At 34.7% G+C, this 23342-nt stretch carries 23 protein-coding genes and 2 tRNA genes; 9 read left to right on the top strand and 16 right to left on the bottom strand.

The window, feature by feature from the left end; all coding sequences use genetic code 11:
• Positions 1–8: 8 nt before the first annotated feature.
• The 3 genes from lpxB to surE are packed head-to-tail and all read right to left on the bottom strand — an operon-like array spanning position 9 to position 2181.
• A complete protein-coding gene (lpxB, locus tag CF599_RS07300; RefSeq protein WP_121965385.1) occupies positions 9–1133 on the bottom strand; it encodes a lipid-A-disaccharide synthase in 1125 nt (374 codons plus the stop codon).
• The gene (locus CF599_RS07295) at positions 1134–1412 is read right to left on the bottom strand and encodes a hypothetical protein (protein WP_121965384.1); all 279 of its coding nucleotides are present in this window, start codon (positions 1410–1412) and stop codon (positions 1134–1136) included.
• Between the two features lies 1 nt (position 1413).
• A complete protein-coding gene (gene surE, locus CF599_RS07290; protein WP_121965383.1) occupies positions 1414–2181 on the bottom strand; it encodes a 5'/3'-nucleotidase SurE in 768 nt (255 codons plus the stop codon).
• 184 nt (positions 2182–2365) lie between these two features.
• Between surE and CF599_RS07285 the strand changes: the two genes are divergently transcribed.
• Together CF599_RS07285 and CF599_RS07280 are read left to right on the top strand one after the other, a co-directional pair.
• Complete coding sequence (locus tag CF599_RS07285) at positions 2366–4600, top strand: carboxy terminal-processing peptidase (RefSeq protein ID WP_121965382.1); 2235 nt, start codon at positions 2366–2368, stop codon at positions 4598–4600.
• Between the two features lies 1 nt (position 4601).
• Positions 4602–5687: an ABC transporter permease gene (locus CF599_RS07280; RefSeq protein WP_121965381.1), complete on the top strand. Its 1086-nt coding sequence runs from the start codon at positions 4602–4604 to the stop codon at positions 5685–5687.
• Between the two features lie 65 nt (positions 5688–5752).
• On the opposite strand, the gene CF599_RS07275 is transcribed toward CF599_RS07280, so the two are convergent.
• The 4 genes from CF599_RS07275 to CF599_RS07260 form a co-directional block, all read right to left on the bottom strand.
• Positions 5753–6643, bottom strand: coding sequence for a glycoside hydrolase family 25 protein (locus tag CF599_RS07275; protein WP_121965380.1), 891 nt, complete (start codon positions 6641–6643; stop codon positions 5753–5755).
• A 65-nt stretch (positions 6644–6708) separates the two neighbouring features.
• Complete coding sequence (locus CF599_RS07270) at positions 6709–7548, bottom strand: mechanosensitive ion channel family protein (protein WP_121965379.1); 840 nt, start codon at positions 7546–7548, stop codon at positions 6709–6711.
• Positions 7549–7816: 268 nt separating this feature from the next.
• Positions 7817–7898 (bottom strand) — tRNA-Leu (locus tag CF599_RS07265).
• Between the two features lie 666 nt (positions 7899–8564).
• Positions 8565–8646 (bottom strand) — tRNA-Leu (locus tag CF599_RS07260).
• A gap of 131 nt (positions 8647–8777) precedes the next feature.
• On the opposite strand from CF599_RS07260, the gene CF599_RS07255 reads away from it, so the two are divergent.
• Positions 8778–10166, top strand: coding sequence for a dipeptidase (locus CF599_RS07255; protein WP_121965378.1), 1389 nt, complete (start codon positions 8778–8780; stop codon positions 10164–10166).
• A 64-nt stretch (positions 10167–10230) separates the two neighbouring features.
• On the opposite strand, the gene CF599_RS07250 is transcribed toward CF599_RS07255, so the two are convergent.
• Positions 10231–11148 (bottom strand): AraC family transcriptional regulator, encoded by a 918-nt coding sequence (locus tag CF599_RS07250; RefSeq protein ID WP_121965377.1) that lies wholly within the window; start codon positions 11146–11148, stop codon positions 10231–10233.
• 138 nt (positions 11149–11286) lie between these two features.
• Here CF599_RS07250 and CF599_RS07245 point away from each other — a divergent pair, with 138 nt between their 5' ends.
• On the top strand, positions 11287–11592 hold the full coding sequence (locus CF599_RS07245; protein ID WP_121965376.1) for a cupin domain-containing protein: 306 nt from the start codon (positions 11287–11289) through the stop codon (positions 11590–11592).
• A gap of 36 nt (positions 11593–11628) precedes the next feature.
• Here the strand turns inward: CF599_RS07245 and CF599_RS07240 are convergent, their stop codons facing one another.
• Positions 11629–12882 carry a glycosyltransferase family 4 protein gene (locus tag CF599_RS07240; RefSeq protein ID WP_121965375.1) on the bottom strand — a complete coding sequence of 418 codons (1254 nt, stop codon included), beginning with the start codon at positions 12880–12882 and terminating at the stop codon, positions 11629–11631.
• Between the two features lie 107 nt (positions 12883–12989).
• Between CF599_RS07240 and CF599_RS07235 the strand changes: the two genes are divergently transcribed.
• Positions 12990–13571 carry a tRNA-(ms[2]io[6]A)-hydroxylase gene (locus tag CF599_RS07235; RefSeq protein WP_121965374.1) on the top strand — a complete coding sequence of 194 codons (582 nt, stop codon included), beginning with the start codon at positions 12990–12992 and terminating at the stop codon, positions 13569–13571.
• 74 nt (positions 13572–13645) lie between these two features.
• Here the strand turns inward: CF599_RS07235 and CF599_RS07230 are convergent, their stop codons facing one another.
• Both CF599_RS07230 and CF599_RS07225 read right to left on the bottom strand, forming a co-directional pair.
• Positions 13646–14104: a hypothetical protein gene (locus tag CF599_RS07230; protein ID WP_121965373.1), complete on the bottom strand. Its 459-nt coding sequence runs from the start codon at positions 14102–14104 to the stop codon at positions 13646–13648.
• Between the two features lie 31 nt (positions 14105–14135).
• Positions 14136–14930, bottom strand: a complete 795-nt coding sequence (locus tag CF599_RS07225; protein ID WP_121965372.1) for a DUF4261 domain-containing protein — start codon at positions 14928–14930, stop codon at positions 14136–14138.
• 450 nt (positions 14931–15380) lie between these two features.
• On the opposite strand from CF599_RS07225, the gene CF599_RS07220 reads away from it, so the two are divergent.
• On the top strand, positions 15381–16955 hold the full coding sequence (locus CF599_RS07220) for a hypothetical protein (protein ID WP_121965371.1): 1575 nt from the start codon (positions 15381–15383) through the stop codon (positions 16953–16955).
• A gap of 89 nt (positions 16956–17044) precedes the next feature.
• On the opposite strand, the gene CF599_RS07215 is transcribed toward CF599_RS07220, so the two are convergent.
• The 3 genes from CF599_RS07215 to CF599_RS07205 are packed head-to-tail and all read right to left on the bottom strand — an operon-like array spanning position 17045 to position 18472.
• Positions 17045–17458, bottom strand: coding sequence for a hypothetical protein (locus tag CF599_RS07215; protein ID WP_121965370.1), 414 nt, complete (start codon positions 17456–17458; stop codon positions 17045–17047).
• A 22-nt stretch (positions 17459–17480) separates the two neighbouring features.
• Positions 17481–18251 (bottom strand): energy transducer TonB, encoded by a 771-nt coding sequence (locus CF599_RS07210; protein ID WP_121965369.1) that lies wholly within the window; start codon positions 18249–18251, stop codon positions 17481–17483.
• A gap of 14 nt (positions 18252–18265) precedes the next feature.
• On the bottom strand, positions 18266–18472 hold the full coding sequence (locus CF599_RS07205) for a hypothetical protein (protein ID WP_254050254.1): 207 nt from the start codon (positions 18470–18472) through the stop codon (positions 18266–18268).
• A 1106-nt stretch (positions 18473–19578) separates the two neighbouring features.
• On the opposite strand from CF599_RS07205, the gene CF599_RS07200 reads away from it, so the two are divergent.
• Both CF599_RS07200 and CF599_RS07195 read left to right on the top strand, forming a co-directional pair.
• Entirely contained in the window at positions 19579–20448 is an 870-nt protein-coding gene (locus CF599_RS07200) for a DMT family transporter (RefSeq protein ID WP_121965368.1), read from the top strand.
• Between the two features lie 201 nt (positions 20449–20649).
• Positions 20650–20976 carry a hypothetical protein gene (locus CF599_RS07195; RefSeq protein ID WP_121965367.1) on the top strand — a complete coding sequence of 109 codons (327 nt, stop codon included), beginning with the start codon at positions 20650–20652 and terminating at the stop codon, positions 20974–20976.
• Positions 20977–21043: 67 nt separating this feature from the next.
• Here CF599_RS07195 and CF599_RS07190 read toward each other — a convergent pair whose 3' ends face one another.
• Positions 21044–21553, bottom strand: a complete 510-nt coding sequence (locus CF599_RS07190; protein ID WP_121965366.1) for a DUF456 domain-containing protein — start codon at positions 21551–21553, stop codon at positions 21044–21046.
• 47 nt (positions 21554–21600) lie between these two features.
• On the opposite strand from CF599_RS07190, the gene CF599_RS07185 reads away from it, so the two are divergent.
• Positions 21601–22080, top strand: coding sequence for a hypothetical protein (locus tag CF599_RS07185; RefSeq protein ID WP_121965365.1), 480 nt, complete (start codon positions 21601–21603; stop codon positions 22078–22080).
• A gap of 221 nt (positions 22081–22301) precedes the next feature.
• Here the strand turns inward: CF599_RS07185 and CF599_RS07180 are convergent, their stop codons facing one another.
• A complete protein-coding gene (locus CF599_RS07180) occupies positions 22302–23249 on the bottom strand; it encodes a lysylphosphatidylglycerol synthase domain-containing protein (RefSeq protein WP_121965364.1) in 948 nt (315 codons plus the stop codon).
• Positions 23250–23342 lie beyond the last annotated feature (93 nt).

The raw sequence follows: 23342 nt of genomic DNA, 5'->3' as shown, positions 1-23342 counted from the left end.
GTGGTTGATTAACTTTTCTTTTTCACATGATTTTTGATAATTTCATTAGCGACTTGATCACTCGCTCCTTCACCGCCCAAATTACAAATTAATTTATTATATTTTAACAATATTTCATTTCTTTTTTCTCCATTTATGATTTTTGCGAATTCTTCTTCTATCCTTTTTGCATTACAGTCCGCTTGTATAAGCTCTACGACCACATCATCATCCATAATTAAGTTGACTAAAGAGATATATTTTAACTTGATAATTCTCTTAGCAATCTCGTAAGATACCTGATTTCCTTTGTATAAGACTACCTGTGGAACATTAAATAAAGCAGTCTCCAAAGTGGCAGTCCCAGAAGTCACTAATGCAGCATGCGCAATATTTAACAAAGCATACGTTTCATTGAAAACAAATGAGATATTCTGGTCTTTTATAAAAGATTCGTAAAACGAAGCTTCCTGTCCCGGAGCCCCTGCAATGACAAATTGGTACTGAGGATAGTGATGAATCACCGAAAGCATCTCATTTAATAGCTTACTTATCTCCTGTTTTCGACTTCCAGGTAGTAAAGCGATGACTGGTCGCTCGTCTAAATTATGCTTTAATTTAAAGTCAACATGTGCTTCTGAACGATAACGAGCAATAGCATCAATTAGCGGGTGCCCAACAAAGGTTACTGGATAATTATGTTTCTTCTCATAGAAGTCTTTTTCGAAAGGCAAAATGACATACATATAATCAAAATCTCTTTTGATATCATTAATACGATTTTCTTTCCATGCCCATATTTGAGGAGAAATATAATAGTGTGTCTCTATTCCCATGCGTTTTGCCCACTTAGCAATACGCATATTAAATCCTGGATAATCAATAAAGACAATTACATCAGGCTGAAACTTAAAGATATCTTTTTTGCATAACTTAATATTGCGCAATATCGTTCCTAGGTTTTGTACTACCTCTACAAACCCCATAAAAGCAAGGTCTTTATAATGTTTTACTAGGGTTCCACCAACACTTTGCATCAAATCACCACCCCAAAAACGCACCTCTGCTTCTGGATCTTTCTTATATATAGAACGCATCAAATTAGATCCATGCAAATCTCCAGACGCTTCACCTGCTATTATGTAATACTTCATCTACACTAATTGTGTTACTATGGTTAAAATTATAACGGCTAAAATACAACCTCTCGCTAATAAATCTAACTTGCGATTAATAAAAAATGTAAATAAAAACAAATTAAGTAAACTGCCTAGAGCCGTGACTCTACCCAATATTCCAATTGATTTTATAAACTCAAAATCTCCGAATAATTCGAAGTTAGTAAATAGCAAAAGATATAACTCCATCCCAAGAATGGTAACTACTATACCTGCTAAAAAACCTAAAAAGACGTTTAGTACTTTATCTTTCATATTATAGATCCCATCTATTAATTCTCTCTAAAACTTGGTGTGCTGTCAAATCAAACTGTACAGGAACTATAGATACATACCCATGATGTAATGCCCATTCATCAGTATCTTCTCCTTTATCTTGATTTACGAACTCACCTACTAGCCAATAATATTCCTTGCCATGAGGGCTAACTCGTTTGTCAAAATTCTCAACCCATGTAGCCTTAGCCTGTCTACATACCTTCACTCCTTTAATATCTTCTGTGGGAAGTTTAGGGAAGTTCACATTTAACACTACATCTTTAGGTATACCATGTTTCAGTGCCTCAGTAGTAATCTTCTTAATATAAGGTTTGATTTGCTCAAAGTCAGCACTCCAACTAAAATCTAATAAAGAGAAACCAATAGCAGGTATTCCACTCATTCCAGCTTCTAAAGCAGCACTCATCGTACCTGAATAGATAACATTAATAGATGAATTAGAGCCATGGTTTACTCCAGATACACATAAGTCAGGTGTTCTATCTAATATTTGTCCTAATGCTATCTTCACACAATCAACAGGTGTTCCTGAACAAGCATATTCAATTTCTATTTCTGGATCAATATTTACCTTCTCCAAGGTCAGTGTATTGTTAATTGTCACGGCATGTCCCATACCAGACTGCGCACTATCTGGAGCTACAACTACTACTTCTCCTATCTCTTTCATTACGCTAATCAAAGCTCTCATACCAGGAGCAGTGATACCATCATCATTTGTAACAAGTATTAACGGTTTTTGCATCGTTTCATTTTTTTTAATTACATTCGCTAATGTAAGGAATATATGTTATTTCGTCTGTGAAGTTACTCAGTTTTCAACATAAGACAGATACTATTTATACGGCGTTTATGTGTTTTAACAAATAATTATCTGCCTAACCATACAAATATTTACTTTTTTAACTACTTTAGTTCAAAACTAATTAATGAATACTTTTAAGCTATTTATGAAAAGAAATTATAAGGTTATACTTCTACTAGTCGGAGTGTCTGCACTTTTATGGAGCTTTATGCCTAAACAAGAGAAAGATACTCCTGAGAAAGATCAATTGCTTCTAGAGTTAGTCACGTATATCTTAGAAAATACACACTACTCTCCAGCTAAGATTGATGATAAATTCTCTGCTACAGTATATAAAGAATATCTAAAGGCATTAGACCCAATGAAGAGATACTTCTTACAGTCTGATATAGATGAGTTTTCGAAATACGAATACCTAATAGATGATATGATTCAACTTAAAGAACTTTCTTTCTTTAACTTGACTTATGACCGTATCACTCAACGTATGAATGAAGCTAAAGGTATCTATACTGAAGTTTTAGACAAACCATTTGATTTTAAATCTGATGACGTATTCAATGCTGACTACGACAGTATCGGATATGCGAAAAACGCTGACGAATTAAAAGAACGTTGGAGTAAACAATTAAAATTAAACGTCCTTTCTACTATTACCGACAACTTAAAAATTCAAGAAGGTAAAAATGTTGAGGAAGAAGAACTTGATGAGTTCGGTGAGCCAGTAGTAAAAGAGGAGAAGAAAGACGATAAAAAGAAAAAAGACAATAAACCTGTAGAGAAAAAACCTTTTGAACAGCTAGAGAAAGAAGCTAGAGAAAGTGCTTTAAAATCTTTAGAAGAGTATTTTGATGTTCTTAAAGACTTAGAAAGAAAAGATTGGTTCTCAATCTACTTAAACTCTATTGTAGAGCGTTTTGACCCACATACATTCTACTTTGCTCCTGAAGATAAAGAGAAATTCGATGCTAGCATGAGTGGTAGCTTCGAAGGTATCGGTGCTGTGCTAAGAAAGAAACCAGAAGGTGTAGAAATTAACGAATTAGTACCTGGTGGTCCAGTATGGAGAGGAAAAGAAATAGAAACAGGTGATATTATTCTTAAAGTAGGACAGTCTAAAGACGAAGAACCTATCGATATCGTAGGAATGCGTCTAGATAATGTAGTAAAACTTATCAAAGGTAAGAAAAACACTACTGTCTACTTAACAATGAAAAAGATAGACGGTACAATCAAGGTTATACCAGTGATGCGTGAAGTTATCGAGATGGAAGAGACTTATGCTAAGTCTAGTATCATACAAGATGGAGATAAGAAATACGGTATCATTCACTTGCCTAAATTCTACATTGACTTTGAAAATAAAGACAGCCGTAATGCATTTACAGATGTTGAGAAAGAGATCAAAGAATTAAAGCAACAGAATATAGATGGTATCATTATGGACCTTAGAAATAATGGTGGTGGTTCTTTAGAAACTGTTATCAAAATGGTAGGTCTATTCGCTAAAGAAGGTCCTGTAGTACAAGTAAAATCTTCTAGAGGAAAACAGAAAGTATTAGATGATAAAGATACTCCTATCGTATGGGAAGGTCCATTAGTAGTATTAGTAAATAACTTCTCTGCTTCTGCTTCTGAAATCTTCGCTGCTGCTATCCAAGATTATAAACGTGGTGTTATCATCGGTAGTAAACATACTTATGGTAAAGGAACTGTTCAAAACTTAATCACGCTTAATGACTTACTTAAGACACAGCCATTCGGAGAATTAGGAGCACTTAAAGTTACATTACAGAAGTTCTATCGTATCAATGGAGGTTCTACTCAACGTGAAGGTGTATTAAGCGACATCGTGTTACCAGACAGATATTCATATATCGATATGGGAGAAAGAGATATGGATAATGCTATGCCTTGGGATAAAATAGACAGAGCAGTATATACTCCTTATGCTAATGACTTCTCTAGTGTGATCAAATCTAGTAAAGATCGTATCGCTGTTAATGAGCAATTCAAATTAATAGATGAAAACGCGAAGTGGATTAACGAAAGAAAAGATGAGAAACAATTCTCTCTTAACTTAGATAAATATCAGATTAGACAAAAAGAAGTAGAAGAAAAAGCGAAGAAATTTAAAGCTATTTCTAAATACAAAAGCAACTTGAAGTTCTCTTCTTTACCAAGCGAAATGGCTAGAGTCAAAAAAGACACTATCCTTGAAAGCAAAAGAGATAGATGGCACGAAATGCTAAATAGTGATATCTATATAGAAGAAGGTGTTAAGATCCTAAATGACTTAGACACAAAGAAAACTTACAAAGTAAGTGGTGATAAAAACAACGTAAGTTCTAAATTATAGAATGTCTAACACTAGTAAATCATATACACAGATTGCGCTCCAAAGATTCAAAAAGGATTTTTGGGGCGTTTTGTGTTTTTGGGTAATTATCGCTATCTCAGCCATTGCCCTATTCGCTTATTTCCTTATCCCAGATAATTCTAAGAATGCTAATGCTGGAGACTTAGCGCTACGCTCACAAGCTCCTGGATTTACAGTCACTGCCATTACGATCCCTTCTAACGCTGATAGAACTTGGAGTGAATTATGGTTCGGAAAAGAAGAAGCAACAAAGTTCATCCCTGTCTCAGAATACAAGATAGAGAACGATACTATTCACTATAAAAACTACAGTAATCAACCACAATTAGAAGATGTAAAGAAGATTGCCCTAAGTCAGTTTGGCGATGCTAAAGAATCTGATATTATTAAAGAGAAGAAATACTGGTTAGGAACAGATAACCAAGGTAGAGATTATCTAAGTCGCCTAGTTATAGGGGCTCGTGTATCATTATCAATCGGTTTTGTAGCTGTACTGATATCTCTTGTCATAGGAATCACATTAGGAGCAATAGCAGGATATTTTGGTGGTAAGACGGATGCGCTTATTTTATGGCTAATTAATGTTTTTTGGTCTATTCCTACATTACTATTAGTCATCGCTATTACATTAGCTCTAGGCAAGGGGTTTTGGCAAGTATTTATAGCTGTAGGCCTAACTATGTGGGTAGAGGTAGCACGTGTTGTTAGAGGGCAAGTAATTAGCGTTAAAGAGCAACAATATGTAACAGCTGCGCATGCACTAGGATATTCTAACTATAGAATCATCACTAAACACATACTCCCTAACTGCATGGCGCCTGTGATCGTAATCTCTGCAGCTAACTTCGCTTCAGCCATATTAGTAGAAAGCGGTCTAAGCTTCTTGGGATTGGGAACACAAGTACCAACACCTAGTTGGGGTGCAATGATTAAAGAGAACTATAACTACATCCTTCTAGGCAAGCCTTATTTAGCATTCCTACCAGGCTTCGCTATGTTCGTATTAGTGATTAGCTTTATGTTAATAGGAAATGCACTCAGAGACGCACTAGACGTTCGAAAATAATCATTACAATATATAAAAGAGAGAGGCTGTTCTTATTTAGAACAGCCTCTCTCTTTTATATATTTCTAAGGTACTAACAGATCTCGTATATCTGATTTACTACCATTGTAAATATTCAAATCCACTTTACCATCAATACCATCGATTACACCTTTCTCTGTGAATTGCCAAAAGTGCCATTCAGGCTTAATTTCTTCTACAAAGAAGTTATAATTTGCTATCCATAATACATGGTCAGGAAACCAGTCCTTAAGATGATGAGAATAAAAGTTCTCTCCTGAATATAAGATTGGTTTAACTTTATAATGAGCTTCCACAAGTTTAACCCAATTTTGTAGACCTTTTCTCAAGTTCTCCATAGATTGCTCCTTAGGCATATCTTCTATATCTAATACTGGCGGAAAGTCTCCTTCTGATATCTTGACATTTTTAATAAAGTTCTCTGCTTGTTCTGTCGAATTTTCATCAGGGCGATAGTAATGGTAAGCTCCACGAATAAAGTGATTCGCTCTTGCACCTTTCCAATTTAGGTTAAATGCCTTATCTTTTCCATTCTTACCCATCGTCGCACGGATAAACACAAAATCTAATGAAGCCTTACCTGCTACTGAATCGACTACTTTCCAATCAATCACACCTTGATAATGTGAAACATCAAAACCAACCAACATATCATCATGTCTATTTAGCACCTCAACAGTGCGAACATCAAAGATAGATTTGCCTTCTGACTTCTTGTCTCCGCTAAAGAAGTAACGAATCCCCTCTTTAAAACTAATACCAAACCAAATACCTATACCCACAAAAAAAGTAATGATAACAACCCACTTCACCTGAGTCCAAGTATTTGACTTAGTGTTTTTTTTATTGGTTGGTTTGCGCTTTGTAGGTGGCTTTCTTTTAGGTCTAGCACCGACAGCAGCCATAGGGTTAGGAGTAGTTTTATTAGTAGCCATTTGACATTTAAAAATGCAAAATTAAATCTTTTATTGACTAAATGAACGCTTTATAGAAGATTAGTTTACACCTCCTCTTGATTCTTATTTAGTTTCAAAACCGGTACTGGAAGTTCAATATTATTCAGTTTAAATTTCTTATCTATTTCAAAGCGAATAGTACTTGCTATTCTATCATTATCAAACGCATTGTCAATAAAATAATATAGAATAAAGCGAATAGAAGACTCTCCAAACTGATCTATAAAAACAATCGGTTTAGGATCTTTAAGTACCTCTTCATTATCTTCTACACAAGTAAGCAATACAGCTCTTACTAAATCGACATCAGTGCCTATAAAGGCTCCAACATCTATTCTAGCACGAATAATAGGATCTTCATGTGTCCAGTTATTCATAATATCATCTATTAATTTGCGATTGGGAATAACGATTGATTTGCGATTACGTGTTTCTACGATAGTACATCTAAGATTTATTGTCGTTACGCGACCGACTTCTCCTTTAATATCAATTACATCACCTACATTTAAAGTTTTATCAAATAAGATATATATACCCGCTATCAAGTCTCTAAAGATATCCTGCAAGGCAAAACCTAAACCAACAAACAAAGCTGCAGAGGTAGTTAAGAACATACTGATATTAATCCCTATCACATTTAGAATAAAGAAAAACATAATTAGGTAAATGAAATAATTGATAAAATTAAATACACTTCCTAATCTAGCCGCTACATCAGGAGTAGCTGTACGAATGAAAGCCTTCTTAAGTAATCGTACTCCAACATTAGTAATCATTAAAGTAAAAACTATAAATAGTATAGTCCCAATAGTTATACTAATAGATTTACTAGCATATAACTCATATTCTAACATTGTCGTAAGCAAATTCTTTAATTCCATTTCCAAAGTTTAACTACTTTAAGTTCTATATATTCTCTATTAATTAGACAAGCCATACAGCAAAAGTCACACCACTAAAATCTAATTGCATCTTAATAAGAATGGAATTTACGAAAAACTGACAACTGATGCAACTAAATAAACAGTACAACTAACACAGCTGTACTAAAATTGATTACCATACTTTGATAATATCTCTAGTATAGCTAACAATAAAATCGCTAAATAATAGGTATAAAAAAAGCCTCTTCAATCGAAGAGGCTTTTGTGCGGGTAAAAGGACTCGAACCTTCACACCTTGCGGCACCAGATCCTAAGTCTGGCGTGTCTACCAATTTCACCATACCCGCGGAATTAGTGGAACATCCTGTTCCTTTAAGACGTGGCAAATATAATAGATTTTTTCGCTTATATACAAATCTAAAAGGAAAAAATATTACTCGATTAATAAAGTAACTTATAATCAAGACAATACCTAAGTTTCAATGCTTTTGAATATATCTTGTTTCTAAGAAAATCGATACAATTTAATATTGAACAAATAGTTTAGGCTATTTACACACCATCCAAGTTCCATCTATAAAAAGAATGTACAACCTAAACACAAAAGAAATATCAATTTTTCTAACACAGATTACTTCACCTTTTCTACAAAAAAGATAATGTATTTTTTAAAAAACAATTCCATTGAGTCTAGTACTCCTATATATTTAAAGTAAATTTGTAACCTTATCTCATCTTTCAATTTCTATCTCATTAGAAATCAACAATTCTATTTCAAAATATTTAATCCAAATTTACCCTAAATCAATCAGAAATCAATTTATCAATAGTTTCTTTTAAAACTGTTCCTATTTCGATTTATACGAATGTATATTGACAACATCGTGAGTACATCATGACTATATTAAAAAGATTGTTTTAATGGAGTCACTATGGACTCATTATGGACTCACTATGGACTCACTCAAAATAAAACTCCATAAAAAAAGCCTCTTCGATTGAAGAGGCTTTTGTGCGGGTAAAAGGACTCGAACCTTCACACCTTGCGGCACCAGATCCTAAGTCTGGCGTGTCTACCAATTTCACCATACCCGCGTAATCAGTGGAACATCCTGTTCCTTTAAGACGTTGCAAATATACAATAGGTTTTTTTATCTGCAAGAAAAAAATTGTATTTTTTTATTCTTAGCTTTGTGAGTAACAAAATCAATGTATCCTTTTATATTATGAAAGATTCAAAACAATTTGTTCAAGAAAACAAGCAACGTCTTTTAGATGAGCTAATTGAACTATTAAAAATGCCTTCTATCAGTGCTGATAGTGCGTATTCACAAGATGTAATCAATACTGCTGAAGCAGTTAAAAAAAGTTTAGAAGTAGCTGGATGTGATATAGTAGAATTATGCGAAACACCAGGTTACCCTATTATTTATGGTGAAAAAATCATTGATCCTACACTACCAACGGTATTAGTATATGGACACTATGATGTACAACCTGCTGATCCTATTGAACTTTGGACATCTCCTCCGTTCGAACCAGTGATCAAAACAACAGAGTTACACCCTGAAGGTGCTATCTTCGCTCGTGGTGCATGTGATGACAAAGGTCAAATGTTTATGCATGTCAAAGCTTTCGAATATATGGTGGCTAATAATACGCTACCTTGTAACGTCAAGTTTATGATTGAAGGAGAAGAAGAAGTAGGTTCTGTAAGTTTAGGTTGGTTCGTTAAGAGAAACCAAGAAAAGCTTAAGAATGACGTTATCCTGATCTCTGATACAGGTATGATCTCTAATGAGCAACCTTCTATCACTACAGGATTAAGAGGATTAAGTTATGTAGAAGTAGAAGTTACTGGTCCTAACCGTGACTTACACTCAGGTTTATACGGTGGTGCTGTAGCTAACCCAATCAATGTACTAACTAAAATGATCGCTTCTCTTCACGATGAGAACAACCATATCACTGTTCCTGGTTTCTATGATAAAGTAGAAGAATTATCTCGCGAAGAAAGAGATGAAATGGCTAAACGTCCATTTTCTTTAGATAATTACAAGAAAGCTTTAGATATCGACGAGGTATATGGAGAAGCAGGATACACTACGAATGAGCGCAACTCTATCCGTCCGACATTAGACGTTAACGGTATTTGGGGTGGTTATACAGGTGAAGGAGCTAAAACAGTTATCGCTAGTAAGGCATTCGCTAAGATATCTATGCGTTTAGTACCTAACCAAGAGTGGGAAGAAATCACTGAACTATTCAAAAAACACTTCGAAAGCATCGCTCCTGCAGGAGTACGCGTAGAAGTAAAACCTCACCACGGTGGTCAAGGATATGTGACTCCTATCGACTCTATCGGATACCAAGCAGCTGCTAAAGCATATACTGATACATTCGGAGTAGCACCTATCCCTGTTCGTTCAGGAGGAAGTATTCCTATCGTAGCTTTATTCGAAGAAGAATTAGGTTCTAAATCAGTGATGATGGGATTCGGATTAGATACTGATGCGATCCACTCTCCTAATGAGCATTTTGGAGTATTTAACTACCTTAAAGGTATTGAGACTATTCCATTGTTCTACAAACATTACACAGAAATGATGAAATAATCATCTTCTCATTAATACAAAAGCGGGTAAGTAATTACTCGCTTTTTTTTGTATCCTATACCCTTTAAATAAAAGTACTTGGAAGCACACCAAACTTCTTCTTAAACATCGTTGAGAAATGTCCGTAATTCTTATAACCTACGAGATTAGCAACTTCTTCTACAGTAAACGTTCCTTTAGCAAAAGAAGTTAATAAACGATATCCTTCATTCATTCGACCTTCAAGAACATATTCGTGTATCGTCATCCCAAAACATTGTTTAAAAGCCTTCTGTAGCTTCGTACGATTCATCCCTACCTCTACTGCTAAGTCTTCGATCGTATGCTTAGTGGCTCTATTAGTATCTAATATTTCTTTTAGACTGCATAATAGCTCTATATCACGATGCTCTATCGCCAATTTATTAGGCAAATCAGTTGTATTCTCTACCTGATGCAATTGTAATCCCAATAACAACATTACTTTTCCTTCTATAAACAACTCTTTAACTACCCCAGTATAAGGACAAGTATTGATCTCATAAATAATCTGTTGCATTTCAGGAGTGATGTAATGACTCTTATTACCAAGAACAGCTGTTTCTTTAGATGACATTTGTTTTAAAAACTGATAGGTACTTTTTGATTCTTCTCTTAAGTTGTGTTTTAACCAACTCTCACCTATCACTACTTCAAAACTCAAAGCGTTCTGACATACAGGATCATATAGATATCCATCTAACACAGGCAAATAAAACAAGGTACTCTTACCCATTTCAGTATTTATAGATGATTGAGAATTATGTTTAGAATGATAAGATGTAAATCCGTTCGCTATTTCATAGTGCATTTGTATATAGGATTCCTCTTTATACACATACGTTTTTCTCTCTAAGGATTGACAGCTTTGATAGAAGTGCAAATCCAACTCTGCAGTACTCATTTGTCTGTGTCGTTGCACTAATCCCTCCTCTGTCTTATACTTATCAAAACTTAATTCCATACCCTGCTTTCCATTACTGCAAAAAACAAATACATTACTGCAAATACCGTATATCTACACCTCTATATTTGCATAGTTGTTTTTACCAATTCTAAATAACAAAGATACTATTAATTCCATAATACGCGATATACTCATATGAATAAGATTAACTTAACACAAGAATCACAAGGCCTAAAAGACTTTTGGCAGTTAAAGACATTAGGAAACATCAATAATCACACGATTAACCTAATCAAGATTAAAGGTGAATTTGAATGGCATACACACGAAGAGGAAGACAAGCTATTTATGGTCATAGACGGTGTACTAGAACTACACTTTAGAGATAAAGTATTAGAACTACAAAAGAATGATTGTATCATTATCCCTAAAGGAGTAGAGAATAAACCTGTCGGTAAAGATGAAGTAACATTAATGTTATTCGAACCGACAAGGAAATAATAAACTAGTTAACAGTTTACATCAGTATACTGTTAACTATATTCCTTTATTTTTCTCTTGTATCCACATCCCAAAGAACTTGCTACTCTGAGTAGTGTGGTGTTTTAGCATTTCTCCTAAGAAATTCACTCTACGAGTAGCCTTTAAGTCATTAGATAAGCGCAATACAGCATGTAAGAATACCTCTGCATAATGTGTATAATCAAAATTAGTAGCCATCAGTTTGATACCATGTCGTTGCTTCTCTCTCCACAGCGCTTCATTAGTGTACAAGTCAACTGCTTTATCAATAAAATCAGCCACCTCATCAGCTACAAAACCACTCCATTCTAAATCCCCTTTCATTGATTCGACACCTATTGACGAAGAAACAGAAGGTGTACCTGCACGCATAGCATCTACAAACTTCCCTTTAATACCAGCACCAAATGGTATAGGTGCCAAAAGCATTCTTGCCTTACTAAGTACTTCTAAAGCATCCTCTGCTCTACCGTGAACTAAGAATCGCTCACGCTCATTATTTAACTGCATCACTTTAGGTGAAGGGTAAGCACCATAGATATGCATATTTACTTGTGGTAATCGTTTGCGCAGTAGTGGCCATATTTCCTTCTTTAAATACAACACCGTTTGCCAATTTGGCTCGTGAATAAAGTTTCCGATAAACACAAAGTCAGCTCTATCCTCATAACTTATCCACTTACTAACCTCCTCTTCACTAATATTCTGCTCCATAAAAGGCAGGAATAACAAGCTATTAGGATGAATATGGAATGTATCTGTTAGCAACTTAAACTCGTATTCAGAGATAATCAACGTCAAATCACAACGCAATATACTTGCTAATTCGCGCTTAGTACGCTCTGTATACAGAAACTCGGCAATATCCTCTCCTCCTTTTTTCTGCATCTCTTGACGTGCGAAACGCAAAAAGTGCAAATCCTCAGTATCTAAAATAGTAAACGCATCAGGACATTGCTCAGTCACACGCCAGCCAAACTGCTCCTCTATCATAAATCTATCATACATCACCACATCAGGCATTAGGTTAGCCAATACCTCATCAGTACGGATATCATTAAGCCAAAGCTCTACTTCCTGTACACCATAAATAGATAAGTCATCACTTACATCAGACTTCTTCGCTGTACTGCCAAAATAGATCTGCATCCCCCAATCCTTAAAGCATTGAAGCAACTGTAGCATACGCTTACCTGCTGCAGAAGACTTAGACTCCGGCCATACAGGACCTATAACTAATACTTTCTTTCCTGATAATCTCTGTTCCATATCACAAAAATAGACTATAATCCCAAAAGACAAGACAATCATCATAGACTCTCTTCATTTTTTATCTACCTAATAATTACTACTTTTGTATCAAACGAAAAGGAATTATGTTAGGATTAAAACTATTAACTGACCCACGTTGGGCAAATATCGCTGAGGCTAATTTAGAAGAGATATTAACGGATCACTGTTGGTGTGAACAAAAAGCAGCTACGAATGCTATAACTATTATCGCATATAATTCGGAACACGAAGACTTAGTTACTGAAATGACAGAGATAGCTATCGAAGAGATGCAACACTTCCAGATGGTACATAACATCATTAAGGAGCGTGGATATACTTTAGGTAGAGAACGCAAAGATGACTACGTAGGACAACTATATAAGTTCTCTAAAAAAGACGGTAGTCGCAATGAATGCTTTATAGACAAACTTCTTTTTGCTGCGATGATCGAAGCGAGAAGTTGTGAGCGTTTTAGAACACTATCTCAGAATATCAAAGATGAAGAGCTTGCTAAGTTTTACCACGAGCTAATGATATCAGAAGCTAATCATTATACTACTTTTCTAAAGTTCGCACGTAAATACACAGAACGCGTAGATGTAGATAAGCGTTGGCAAGAATGGCTTGAGTTCGAAGGAGAACTTATCCAATCTTATGGTAACAAAGAACACATACACGGGTAATTAGAACCCTAAATGATAAAAAGCCTTAGTAGTTTATTACTAAGGCTTTTCTTATAAAAACAGAAAATAGTTATCTACATTATTTTCAGATAAGTCTTGTTGTCATTAGTCATTCGTATCTTGAGAGAGAAGGTAAAACCCTTAATAACAGGATTACTACTATTCTCATTAAACGGTATAGCATACCCCACTCCTATGTCCATAAAATTAAGCAGCGAAATACCTAATTGCGGTTGTATATGATGTGTAGTTGCTTTTGCTCCATAAAAAGCCAAACCCCAACTACGTGTTACATCTGCATAAGGCAACCAATACCATTTATCGTGATATGGCGTAGCCATCACACCTGCCCCCACAAATAGCCAATCACTACTATTGTTTAAAAGACTATGCTCAAGTCCTAATTGGAACTGACTGTGTGAATTTTGCTGATATCCAGCGGTTATGATAGGCTCATAATTTAGCTTTTTGAACTGAGCCATACTCACTCCACTAATAAGCCATAAACAGAAAATGACGATTAACTTTCTCATAGGTATGTTCTATTATAATCCAAAGATACTTTTACATTTCCAACTTAAGTGTATCTCCATCTAAATTTACCCCTTTAGACTGTGTGATATTAATCTTTTGCTCTTCTGTATACCCGAAGGTTTCTCCATCTCTAAGTGTAATATTGTTTTCTAACATGTAGGCACATATATTGTTGATGAAGTTAAACAAATCCTCCATGTCTAATTGAGAATTAACCACTTCCAGTTCCATAAAACCAAATTCTTTAAGTCCATACGTATACAGTGTGTTACCTGTCTGTGTAGCTTGAACGCCTATATACACCCATAGGGGCACAGGAGCCTCATTGTCTTCTAAAATCTCCTCATACTCTAGATACTGCTCTTTAGATAATAATAGCGTTTGTTGTCCTTGATAGACACCTATAGCCTTAGATGTAGCCATAATACTAAAAAGCATTTTAGACAGTAATAGATAATTAGCGTAAGTACTAGTCTCACCCCCCATAACAGTTACTATAGCATGCCCTGTCATCTGAGCAGTTTCTTCATCCGCAGTAGGCCAACCATAAGCATACTTTATACAGTGATTTATATCTTCTCTAGGTATAGCGACAGGCATAAAAGCTATAGCTACTGTATTCCCATTTATGGAGAACACAGCTGTATCATCATTAACATTTTCAGCTTCTATATGCAGTTTCCATACGTTTTTTAAGTGAGCGATCACATCTACTATACTATATCTATCACCATTCTTAAACATTGGCATAGATAATAACAATTTACTTTCCATCTCCTGATCTTTAGGTGATTCTTTCTTTTTAAATAAATCGAACAATCCCATTTTATAACAATTAAATTTAATACTAAGGTAAACTAAATAACGTTTAACTACCTGTTTTATTGATTACTATAAATAAAAAAGACCTAACTATATTTCTATAGTTTAGGTCTTTACATCATCTTCAAGATTATGTGGCTTTAGAATACACTCTTTATTCGCCTTTCCCTATACTATAAGTTTCCTCCAAAATAAAGATTAACTTCTTCTAAACTCATAAATATCACTTACCTAGTTAATAACACTCCTCACAGAGCACTAAGTCATTATCACACAATTCAAATAACTACAATAGAAGAGTAAAAAGAAGAATGAAATCCATAACCAACGAATTTTACCTCAATATCTAAAAACAAAACACATATTTATTAACCATAACTAATAAAAATCTTATGCTTTAAATGTTAATTATCCTTACATTTACTCTATAAAACAATACTAATTTCCTCACATATGAAGTTTATCCCTCTTGCAGAGATAAAGCACTTACTACCAGATAATTGTTGGTATAAACATGAACAAACAGAATTACCAATTCTTTACTACGAAGGGCACCAGAAGTGGGATACGCCACTAAATCTTGATGCTGTAGCGTCAGAATTATACCCTGATGATATCATTCCGTTTATTTTAGTAAATGGAAATCTATCTGTTCCACAAATTTATAATGCGAATACAGATAACTCCACAGGGCTTGTAGTACTAGGTCATCTAACAGCTAATAACGTCGTAGTAGGGGGACAAGGGATATATGTAAAAAGAGATTTGAATGTCTCTGAAGTATTTTGGGGAGATTATAATCATGGAGATCTTGTAGTAGAGGGAACTATCCATAGTCACTTATTCATTAATACAGACTATGGTGTAGATGATTATCGTTTCAGTATGAAAGAACGCATAGATATTGACTTTTTACTTAATCATGACCTAGAACGTGACGTAGCAGAACCTACTGTGTTATTTCATTTGATAAAACCCGAGTTTTTATATACCCGAGAAGATATTGATGACACCATATATTCATGGGATAATTGGTTGCGCACTGACGTTATATTAAACGCAGTAGCTAGTAATCAAACTATTCTCCTTGATACACCAAATCCCACCTTTGCGGATGTGAAATATCCCTTTGCTTTTCCTAATAAGGATATCAACTTAGATAACCTAATGAAACTAGCCGGTGGTACTATCTTTAACCAAGATCACATACCTGATGGGGAAGAAATAATCGTAGAGTACACAGAAGATGCCATGTATAAACGCATCTCATTTATCAATGGTAATTCATACTCTACATCTGTTTACTTTCAATATGAGGATCTGTATGCTATGCTAGTCACTATACAGAAAAAGAAGTCTCTTCTTCCTTTTTCTAAAGATTACATAGTGCAAACTTTTTATAGATATCCTAGTGATCAAGATGATACTTGGCAACCATTAGTCAACACGAGTATAGCAGAATCTTTAACCATCGAATGGGAGAAATTATTAAGGGAGTATAGTGATATGATCGGTATCTATTATAAGAAACAAAAAATTGTCACTGCGCTTAACTTTAACGATATTATGAAACGACCTATCGTACAGCGATTAGGACAGCGATACTATGAGCAAGAAGATTCTACGGTATTCTATTGTGGACAACAGTGGAGGTTCAGAGTAGAAAACAAAGCAGAGAACCAAGTACCTCGTATCACCATCCTTAACTACCTTGGTAAAGGTGATAATAACGAGAACCAGTATGAATACTTTCACTATGAGTTAGAACAAGATCCTGATCCAAAGAGCAAGCCATATGTACAGATGTATTATCAACGTAAGAATGGTCCGGAAGCAGATGTATACTTTTTAGAAGTATGTACTCGCCGACGTATGCTTAAAGCGATTAGCTACTTTATTTATCTACAGAAATATATCGAACGCGTATATATCAAGGAAGAAGTAATCCTAACTGAAGAGGAAATCAAACTCCAAGAGGCTATCGATAAAGGCAACTCTTATCTTAAAGGAATACTAGGACACCGATAATTAATTTAGAATACAAGCCTAACTTATAAAAACATATAAGCAAAAACGAGACCTTACAGTCTCGTTTTTTTATATCTAACAACAACCTGTCATTCACCTACCCTCACTTTCAACGTATAATCCTTCTGTACCTTTTGCCCCTTAAAAGAAGCAGGAACCCAAGCGTTCATCGTCACCTTATCAATAAACTGAAGAAAGTGCACATTATACTCCTCATTAAAGTCACTACGTATAACTTCTATATGTGAAGCCGTCCCATCAGCATCTATAACAAAGTAGAATACTATACAACGCTCGTGTGGCACTATACGATCAGGAAACTTCTCATTAAATAACTTCGTGAAGTTACGAGAAAACTGAACAGTGCTGATACGAGAACGCACCGCAGTAGCACCTTCGCTATAAACATTAGCAGGTTTTTCTTTCTCCTGTTCTTGCCCGTACAACTGCCCTATAACTAACACAAATAGCATTGTAAACATCCACCGTAGACTCTTTCTCATATCTTAACCACTAACATATATTTTATAACCCTATAGCTACAACATCCTTAATAGATTCCTTATTTATACGAGCAGGTAACCATTTGCCTAAAGATCTAACTAATTCAAGTAACTCAGGGCTACTATCTATCATTCCTTCAGCATTTAAAGCCTCTACACCTACTACCTCTCCTTCTTCATTTATAGACAAATACATATTCACCTTATCCTCAAACTTATGATACCTAATTTTTTTATACTCTTCTCTAAGTCGTTCTACATAAAAGTACTCACCCATAATTGGGACAGCTGTATTTAGATAAGCTTTATCACCCCATTGTGCTTTTGACTCTATATTAATATCACTCTTACCTATGGTAATAGGTAACGTAAACTGACTTCTCACATTTTTATTGTTTTGCATAGCGGGCTTCCACTTCGTTATCTCACTCAGCACACGTACAGCCTCCTCACCTAGTCCTGACCCTGGATCGCGTAGAGTCATAATATCAGACAGACTACCATCTTTCTCTATTATAAACCGTATAATTATCTGAAACCTCATAATAGCCCCATCCTTTATCGTAACCTCAGGTATATTAAATCGGGCTTTAAACTCTCGATTTAATGCAGCCATACCCCCATAAGGCTCTGCCTTAATCTGTACAGCTAAATACACTTCATTTGGATCTCGATTTTGATCTTGATCTACCGGAAGGGTTCTTTCCGATACTTTCATTTCTTGACCATATCCAATACTTGTACATAGCACTACCGCTAAGCTGACTAGTATTACTCCCAATTTATCTCTCATTAGTACCTCAAATTTTAATGGTTATTAACACACCCTATTTCAATAACATCCCCATCAAGTGTGAACACCTCAGGACAACCGAAACTATAACTCTGTAATCCCCAATAAATGGGCTGTCCTTCCTTCATAAACGTGCCTATTCTCATTCGATCATACGCATCTCTATAGCTACTCATATTTGTCCGGTCAGGATTGATTTGATTTAAATCTGCTTTTCTCACTACACTTTTAATCAACTATATTAAACATCAACGTTCTTTTTACTTTCTATTTTAACAACTTAATTCACAACACAATATACAAAAAAAGCCAGAAGAATTCTTCTGGCCATATCCTATTATTTAGTATACGTCTTATCACTTACACTTACTAAATAAATAGTATCCGTATAGAGATTAGTTTTATCTCTTCACTTTCTAAACTATAACTAAGTCCAAATTCCAAGTAGATTTATCCAATCCCTAGAATTCCATTTTATCCTCTCATAGAGGACCAACTTTTTCATAGCAATCTTTTTATTTTCTTTTTCTATAACGAATATAAGTATTTTTTAAATGATTTTTTAACAAAATACACTAATTAAAAACAATCTATTTAACAAATGTACTGAAATTACATTTTAAAAAAAAAACAACCAACTTAACACACACAATAACAACTATTTACTCATTTTAATACACATTGTCTCTATATTGATCTTCTAATCATTATTAATTCATTCCAAGAAAAACACCTTATAAAAACTCCATCTCCTCTCTATAGAAAAAGCACTATTCCGTCATATTAAAATCTCTAAATAAAATAACGGCCTCATTAAAGAAGATTAAACAAAGAATAAAGGGACTATACTTGGGCAAAAAGCCTTTCTACCCTATTATAGTCCTACTATACTCCTATAAGTGTCCTAGGATCCGCTATCAACCTCCTAGTTCATTGACTTCAAAGGGTATTCAAGATAGAAGATGAATTTACGCTTTAATAAATAACACACTATATACCAACAACATACACTGAAACAGAAATTAAAAAAATCAAAAAAAATTACTTTCTCTATCTATATTAGCCTCAATGTGAAGCTCTCCAGTTAAAAAAACAATAATTACAGGTGCTAATTTTAATTTTTAGGGGTAAGATTAAGGAGTTAAACAAAAAAAGTGAAAAATAAAAAAGAGGAGTTTAAAGGAAAATAAGTGCTAAAAACTAAAATATCCTATTAACAAATTCTATTAAGAAGAAGTAAACTACTAATCTATCTCGCGAAACTAAATATCTATTAGCTATAAAAAGTGTTACTTTGTGATTCATACAAAAATCAAGAGTAAAAATGATGGGAAACAAACCTCGTATAGCCTTATTTATAGGAATCATCTGTATATCTATCTTTCCAGTTATAGTGAAGTTAAATCTAACACCCAGTTTGATATCAGCATTTTATAGAATGGCCATAGCAGCAGTATTTGTTGTCCCTTATGCGATATTCACGAAACAATTAAAACTTTATGATAACAAGACGATGCTTCTTATCGTCCTATGTGGTATATTCTTTGGGTCAGATATCGCTGTTTGGAACTATGCTATACAGGGGTCGTCTGCTACTCAAGCTACTTTACTAACTAATCTAGCACCAGTATGGGTGGGCGTCGGGAGTTATTTATTCTTAAGTACTAAGCCTACTTCTAACTTTTGGATAGGAACAGTATTCGCTATTGTAGGGATGGTAGTTTTAATTGGGGTAGATGTGTTTTTAGACTTTTCTTTTGATTTGCCTTTTGCCTTTGGATTATTATCAGGGATACTGTATGCTTGTTATATCCTAATGAGCAAGAAAGTACTCTCTACAGTAGGAGTAATTCCCTTTATGACATATAGTTTACTAGTATCTTCTATTTTCTTAGGAGTAGTGAATCTGATTGCGGGTTCAGCCTTTACAGGTTGGTCTACTGCAGGATGGACAACTCTAATCATACAAGGTATTATCTGTCAATTATTAGCTTGGTTACTGATTAGCTATTCTACTCAGCATATGCGTGCAACACGTGTATCACTAAGTTTATTGAGTCAAGCATTACTAGCAGCTATTTTGGCTTGGGTATTCTTAGATGAACAAATCACGATGCAAATGATCATTGGCGGGGTGATTATCTTAATAGGAATAGGTATTACATTTAGAGAGAAACCATTACTAAGTAGTAACTAGCAATGATTTAAAAACTACGTCAATCAAACCCAGAATCAGCGTTAGCCAAATACTATAAAGCAATTCTACTTCATAGCTATTTCATTAGCTATTTTGTATAATTACTTTTCGTTGATATGTCTATCACTTATTCTGGTTTTAAATCCAAATAATAAATATAATTTCATAACTTACAATGACTTAACTCTAAAATACATTGTTATGAAAATAGATTTGTATACTAAGGCTATACTTACTGTTATCGCTACTTGTCTAGTGGTATTAGTATTAAAAGATGTATCTATCATCACTCCTGCCCAAGCGAATAATGCTACTAATTTCATCCCTTCTACTAATGTTAATTATGGGCTTGTACCACTTAATGAAGACGGAAGTATGAATGTACGTGTCAACAATTTTGGCGAATATGCTAATGACGTAAACGTGCGATTTAATGATGAACTTAAAGTTCGTATCACTAACTCAGAGATAAAAACGTCAGTAAGTAGTTCGTTTGGTAGCTCTTTTAAAGTAAAAATAGAGAACTAAATTAATGTAGAATACACGTCGCGGACTATTCCGCGACAAGGTATTCATAAGCCGTAAGCATTAATTACTAATTAAATGAAAACCATACTCTGCTATTATCCCAAACGATCTTAAGTCCTAGTCCAATAAACATAAAAGACACAATAACTTTCATAAATGTAGAAGCCAAGAACCCTATTAGTGAACCAGTCGCTGCTTTAAGTGCTCTCTTCTGGTCACTGCTATTATAAATTAATTCTCCTACTAATGCACCTACAAAAGGCCCTATTAAAAAACCAAACGGAATAGGGGCAAGAATACCAACTACTAATCCAATATTAGTTCCCCATACACCATATTTACTACCTCCGAACTTCTTAGTTCCTTGGGATGGGATGACATAATCTAAGATAGATACGGCTATCATTACGATAAAACTCACCCATAGGATAGGATGATTCATCTCTACGCCTTTAGTCAAATATAGACATAAGATACCTAGCCAGCTAACTGGAAGTCCTGGTAAAGCTGGAAGAACACTCCCAACTAGCCCTCCGATTAATAAAAGCATACTGAGCATTAATAATATATATTCCATCTGTATTTTTCGTATTTTTGATGATTCAAGATTCAATAATCTAAGTTATGAAAAAATTGCTTTTGTCTGTCTTCCTATCTGTCTTTATCTTAAGCTGTCAATCTAAGGCTAGCCAACGATTAGACGAGGAGGTTCTGTTACAAGAAGAGTTAGAAAAGATAGACTGGTCAAAGGTAGATACTTACCCTACGGTAGATCAGTGTGATACTATCGCTGATGAAAAGCTAAAGAAAGATTGTTTCTTCGATTATGTTACTCAAAACCTACAACTAAGATTAAATCAAGATACCATAACTGGTAACTTTGAGAATCTAGAAACACTAAAAATATTAGTAACCGTACAGCCTGATGCTAAAGTGGACTTTCAACTTTATGAAATACCCGATAGCTTACAAGGGATGACTAAAGCTATTGATGAATTCTTGATTAAACAGAGTAAAGACTTTTCAGTAGTTCATCCTGCGCTTAAAAGAGGTGTTCCTGTAAAGAGCCAATTTGTAGTTCCTGTACAGCTGAATAAACAGTAGACGGTCGCTGCGCTCTAATTAAGAATTAGGAATTGTTGCCTTCAGGCATGATGTAATTGGATTATGTGATATACTAGTGGGGTCCTTCCTTTGTCAGGATGACATATTTTGAGGTACTTGTCTTGCGTGACATAGGGTGATGTGGACTGTAGTTACCTATTGTGTCTCTACTGTTGTTTCTTGTTTCCTTGTTCCCCGCTTCCTGTTCCCTATTTACCTTTTTATTGTTCTTCTTTCTTTACTTTAAAAGTCAGTACAAAATAGCTTCCAATACTGATTGGCAATACGATATTTAGTATCCATATTAAAGTAGCTACTAATGCTACAGCCCACTGATTAACACCTAAAGCAGTGAAGATAAACATAGCTATACTCCCTTTGACAGCGAACTCTAAAAACTGAAAGTTAGGCAATGAAGATGCCATCAAATAAATAGCTGATACTGCACATAACAACTCAAAATAAGGTATCTCTACTCCCAACAAATAGTATAAAATCACATACTGATGGGTGAAAGAAGCATAGCGAAGTAAGGCTAAGAATAGATTCTTACGGTGTTTCTTCTTTGGTATTTCATTAAGCAAGTTAATTATCGTCTGTATAGAATATCCCTTGATAGCGAAGTTGCGTACAGTGAACAACAGGGTAAGTACCACTGCTATAACGCCATACACAATATATAAATAAGTGTTAGAGATAATCTCGTGAAATTGATTAAGAATAGATAACCCGATTAACCCAAATACAATAGCAAAGATGACTTGGACTCCGTTGCATACCATATTCAGGAAGATAACTCTAGGAGCATCTTTCTTATCAAAATAAAGCGCTTTACCTGCGTACTCACCGATACCATTAGGCGTAAATATCCCTAGTGTTAATGCGCTTAATACTTGCTTAGTCGCCTGCCCTACTGAAACTGGCCTGATAAGAGAAGATAGATTTTGCCACTTGAGTATCTCGACAAAGCGGTTAGAAAAAGTCAAACACAACAGCGCAAAAATAGCTAGGTAGTTCTCTGGCTTAGAGATTACCTCACTTAGGATATGAAAGTCTAGTGTCTCATCATTAGACAGCTGGTTATAGATATAATAAAAAGCAGCACTTACAACCAATATTTTAATTAGAAGTACGAGATATTGCTTAATTTTGTCTGATAGTATCTTCATCGATGCAAAGTAAACGATAATTTTAGTGGGATAGTGTGTTTAGCATAAAAAAGTAAAGGCACAGAATGCGAAACTGAACAGTTTTTGGAGTAA

The organism is Myroides sp. N17-2 (genome assembly GCF_002286775.1).
Classification (GTDB): Bacteria; Bacteroidota; Bacteroidia; order Flavobacteriales; family Flavobacteriaceae; genus Flavobacterium.
This window is presented reverse-complemented; position numbering and strand designations above follow the sequence as displayed.

Bases quoted from the DNA above. Each gene is read 5' to 3' on its own strand.
- CF599_RS07275 (WP_121965380.1), bottom strand. From the start codon at position 6,643: ATGGCTACTAATAAAACTACTCCTAACCCTATGGCTGCTGTCGGTGCT.
- CF599_RS07295 (WP_121965384.1), bottom strand. From the start codon at position 1,412: ATGAAAGATAAAGTACTAAACGTCTTTTTAGGTTTTTTAGCAGGTATA.
- CF599_RS07210 (WP_121965369.1), bottom strand. From the start codon at position 18,251: ATGAGAGATAAATTGGGAGTAATACTAGTCAGCTTAGCGGTAGTGCTA.
- CF599_RS07225 (WP_121965372.1), bottom strand. From the start codon at position 14,930: ATGGGATTGTTCGATTTATTTAAAAAGAAAGAATCACCTAAAGATCAG.
- CF599_RS07240 (WP_121965375.1), bottom strand. From the start codon at position 12,882: ATGGAACAGAGATTATCAGGAAAGAAAGTATTAGTTATAGGTCCTGTA.
- CF599_RS07220 (WP_121965371.1), top strand. From the start codon at position 15,381: ATGAAGTTTATCCCTCTTGCAGAGATAAAGCACTTACTACCAGATAAT.
- lpxB (WP_121965385.1), bottom strand. From the start codon at position 1,133: ATGAAGTATTACATAATAGCAGGTGAAGCGTCTGGAGATTTGCATGGA.
- CF599_RS07180 (WP_121965364.1), bottom strand. From the start codon at position 23,249: ATGAAGATACTATCAGACAAAATTAAGCAATATCTCGTACTTCTAATT.
- surE (WP_121965383.1), bottom strand. From the start codon at position 2,181: ATGCAAAAACCGTTAATACTTGTTACAAATGATGATGGTATCACTGCT.
- CF599_RS07250 (WP_121965377.1), bottom strand. From the start codon at position 11,148: ATGGAATTAAGTTTTGATAAGTATAAGACAGAGGAGGGATTAGTGCAA.
- CF599_RS07235 (WP_121965374.1), top strand. From the start codon at position 12,990: ATGTTAGGATTAAAACTATTAACTGACCCACGTTGGGCAAATATCGCT.
- CF599_RS07245 (WP_121965376.1), top strand. From the start codon at position 11,287: ATGAATAAGATTAACTTAACACAAGAATCACAAGGCCTAAAAGACTTT.
- CF599_RS07185 (WP_121965365.1), top strand. From the start codon at position 21,601: ATGAAAAAATTGCTTTTGTCTGTCTTCCTATCTGTCTTTATCTTAAGC.
- CF599_RS07195 (WP_121965367.1), top strand. From the start codon at position 20,650: ATGAAAATAGATTTGTATACTAAGGCTATACTTACTGTTATCGCTACT.
- CF599_RS07255 (WP_121965378.1), top strand. From the start codon at position 8,778: ATGAAAGATTCAAAACAATTTGTTCAAGAAAACAAGCAACGTCTTTTA.
- CF599_RS07190 (WP_121965366.1), bottom strand. From the start codon at position 21,553: ATGGAATATATATTATTAATGCTCAGTATGCTTTTATTAATCGGAGGG.
- CF599_RS07270 (WP_121965379.1), bottom strand. From the start codon at position 7,548: ATGGAATTAAAGAATTTGCTTACGACAATGTTAGAATATGAGTTATAT.
- CF599_RS07285 (WP_121965382.1), top strand. From the start codon at position 2,366: ATGAATACTTTTAAGCTATTTATGAAAAGAAATTATAAGGTTATACTT.
- CF599_RS07215 (WP_121965370.1), bottom strand. From the start codon at position 17,458: ATGAGAAAGAGTCTACGGTGGATGTTTACAATGCTATTTGTGTTAGTT.
- CF599_RS07230 (WP_121965373.1), bottom strand. From the start codon at position 14,104: ATGAGAAAGTTAATCGTCATTTTCTGTTTATGGCTTATTAGTGGAGTG.
- CF599_RS07200 (WP_121965368.1), top strand. From the start codon at position 19,579: ATGGGAAACAAACCTCGTATAGCCTTATTTATAGGAATCATCTGTATA.
- CF599_RS07280 (WP_121965381.1), top strand. From the start codon at position 4,602: ATGTCTAACACTAGTAAATCATATACACAGATTGCGCTCCAAAGATTC.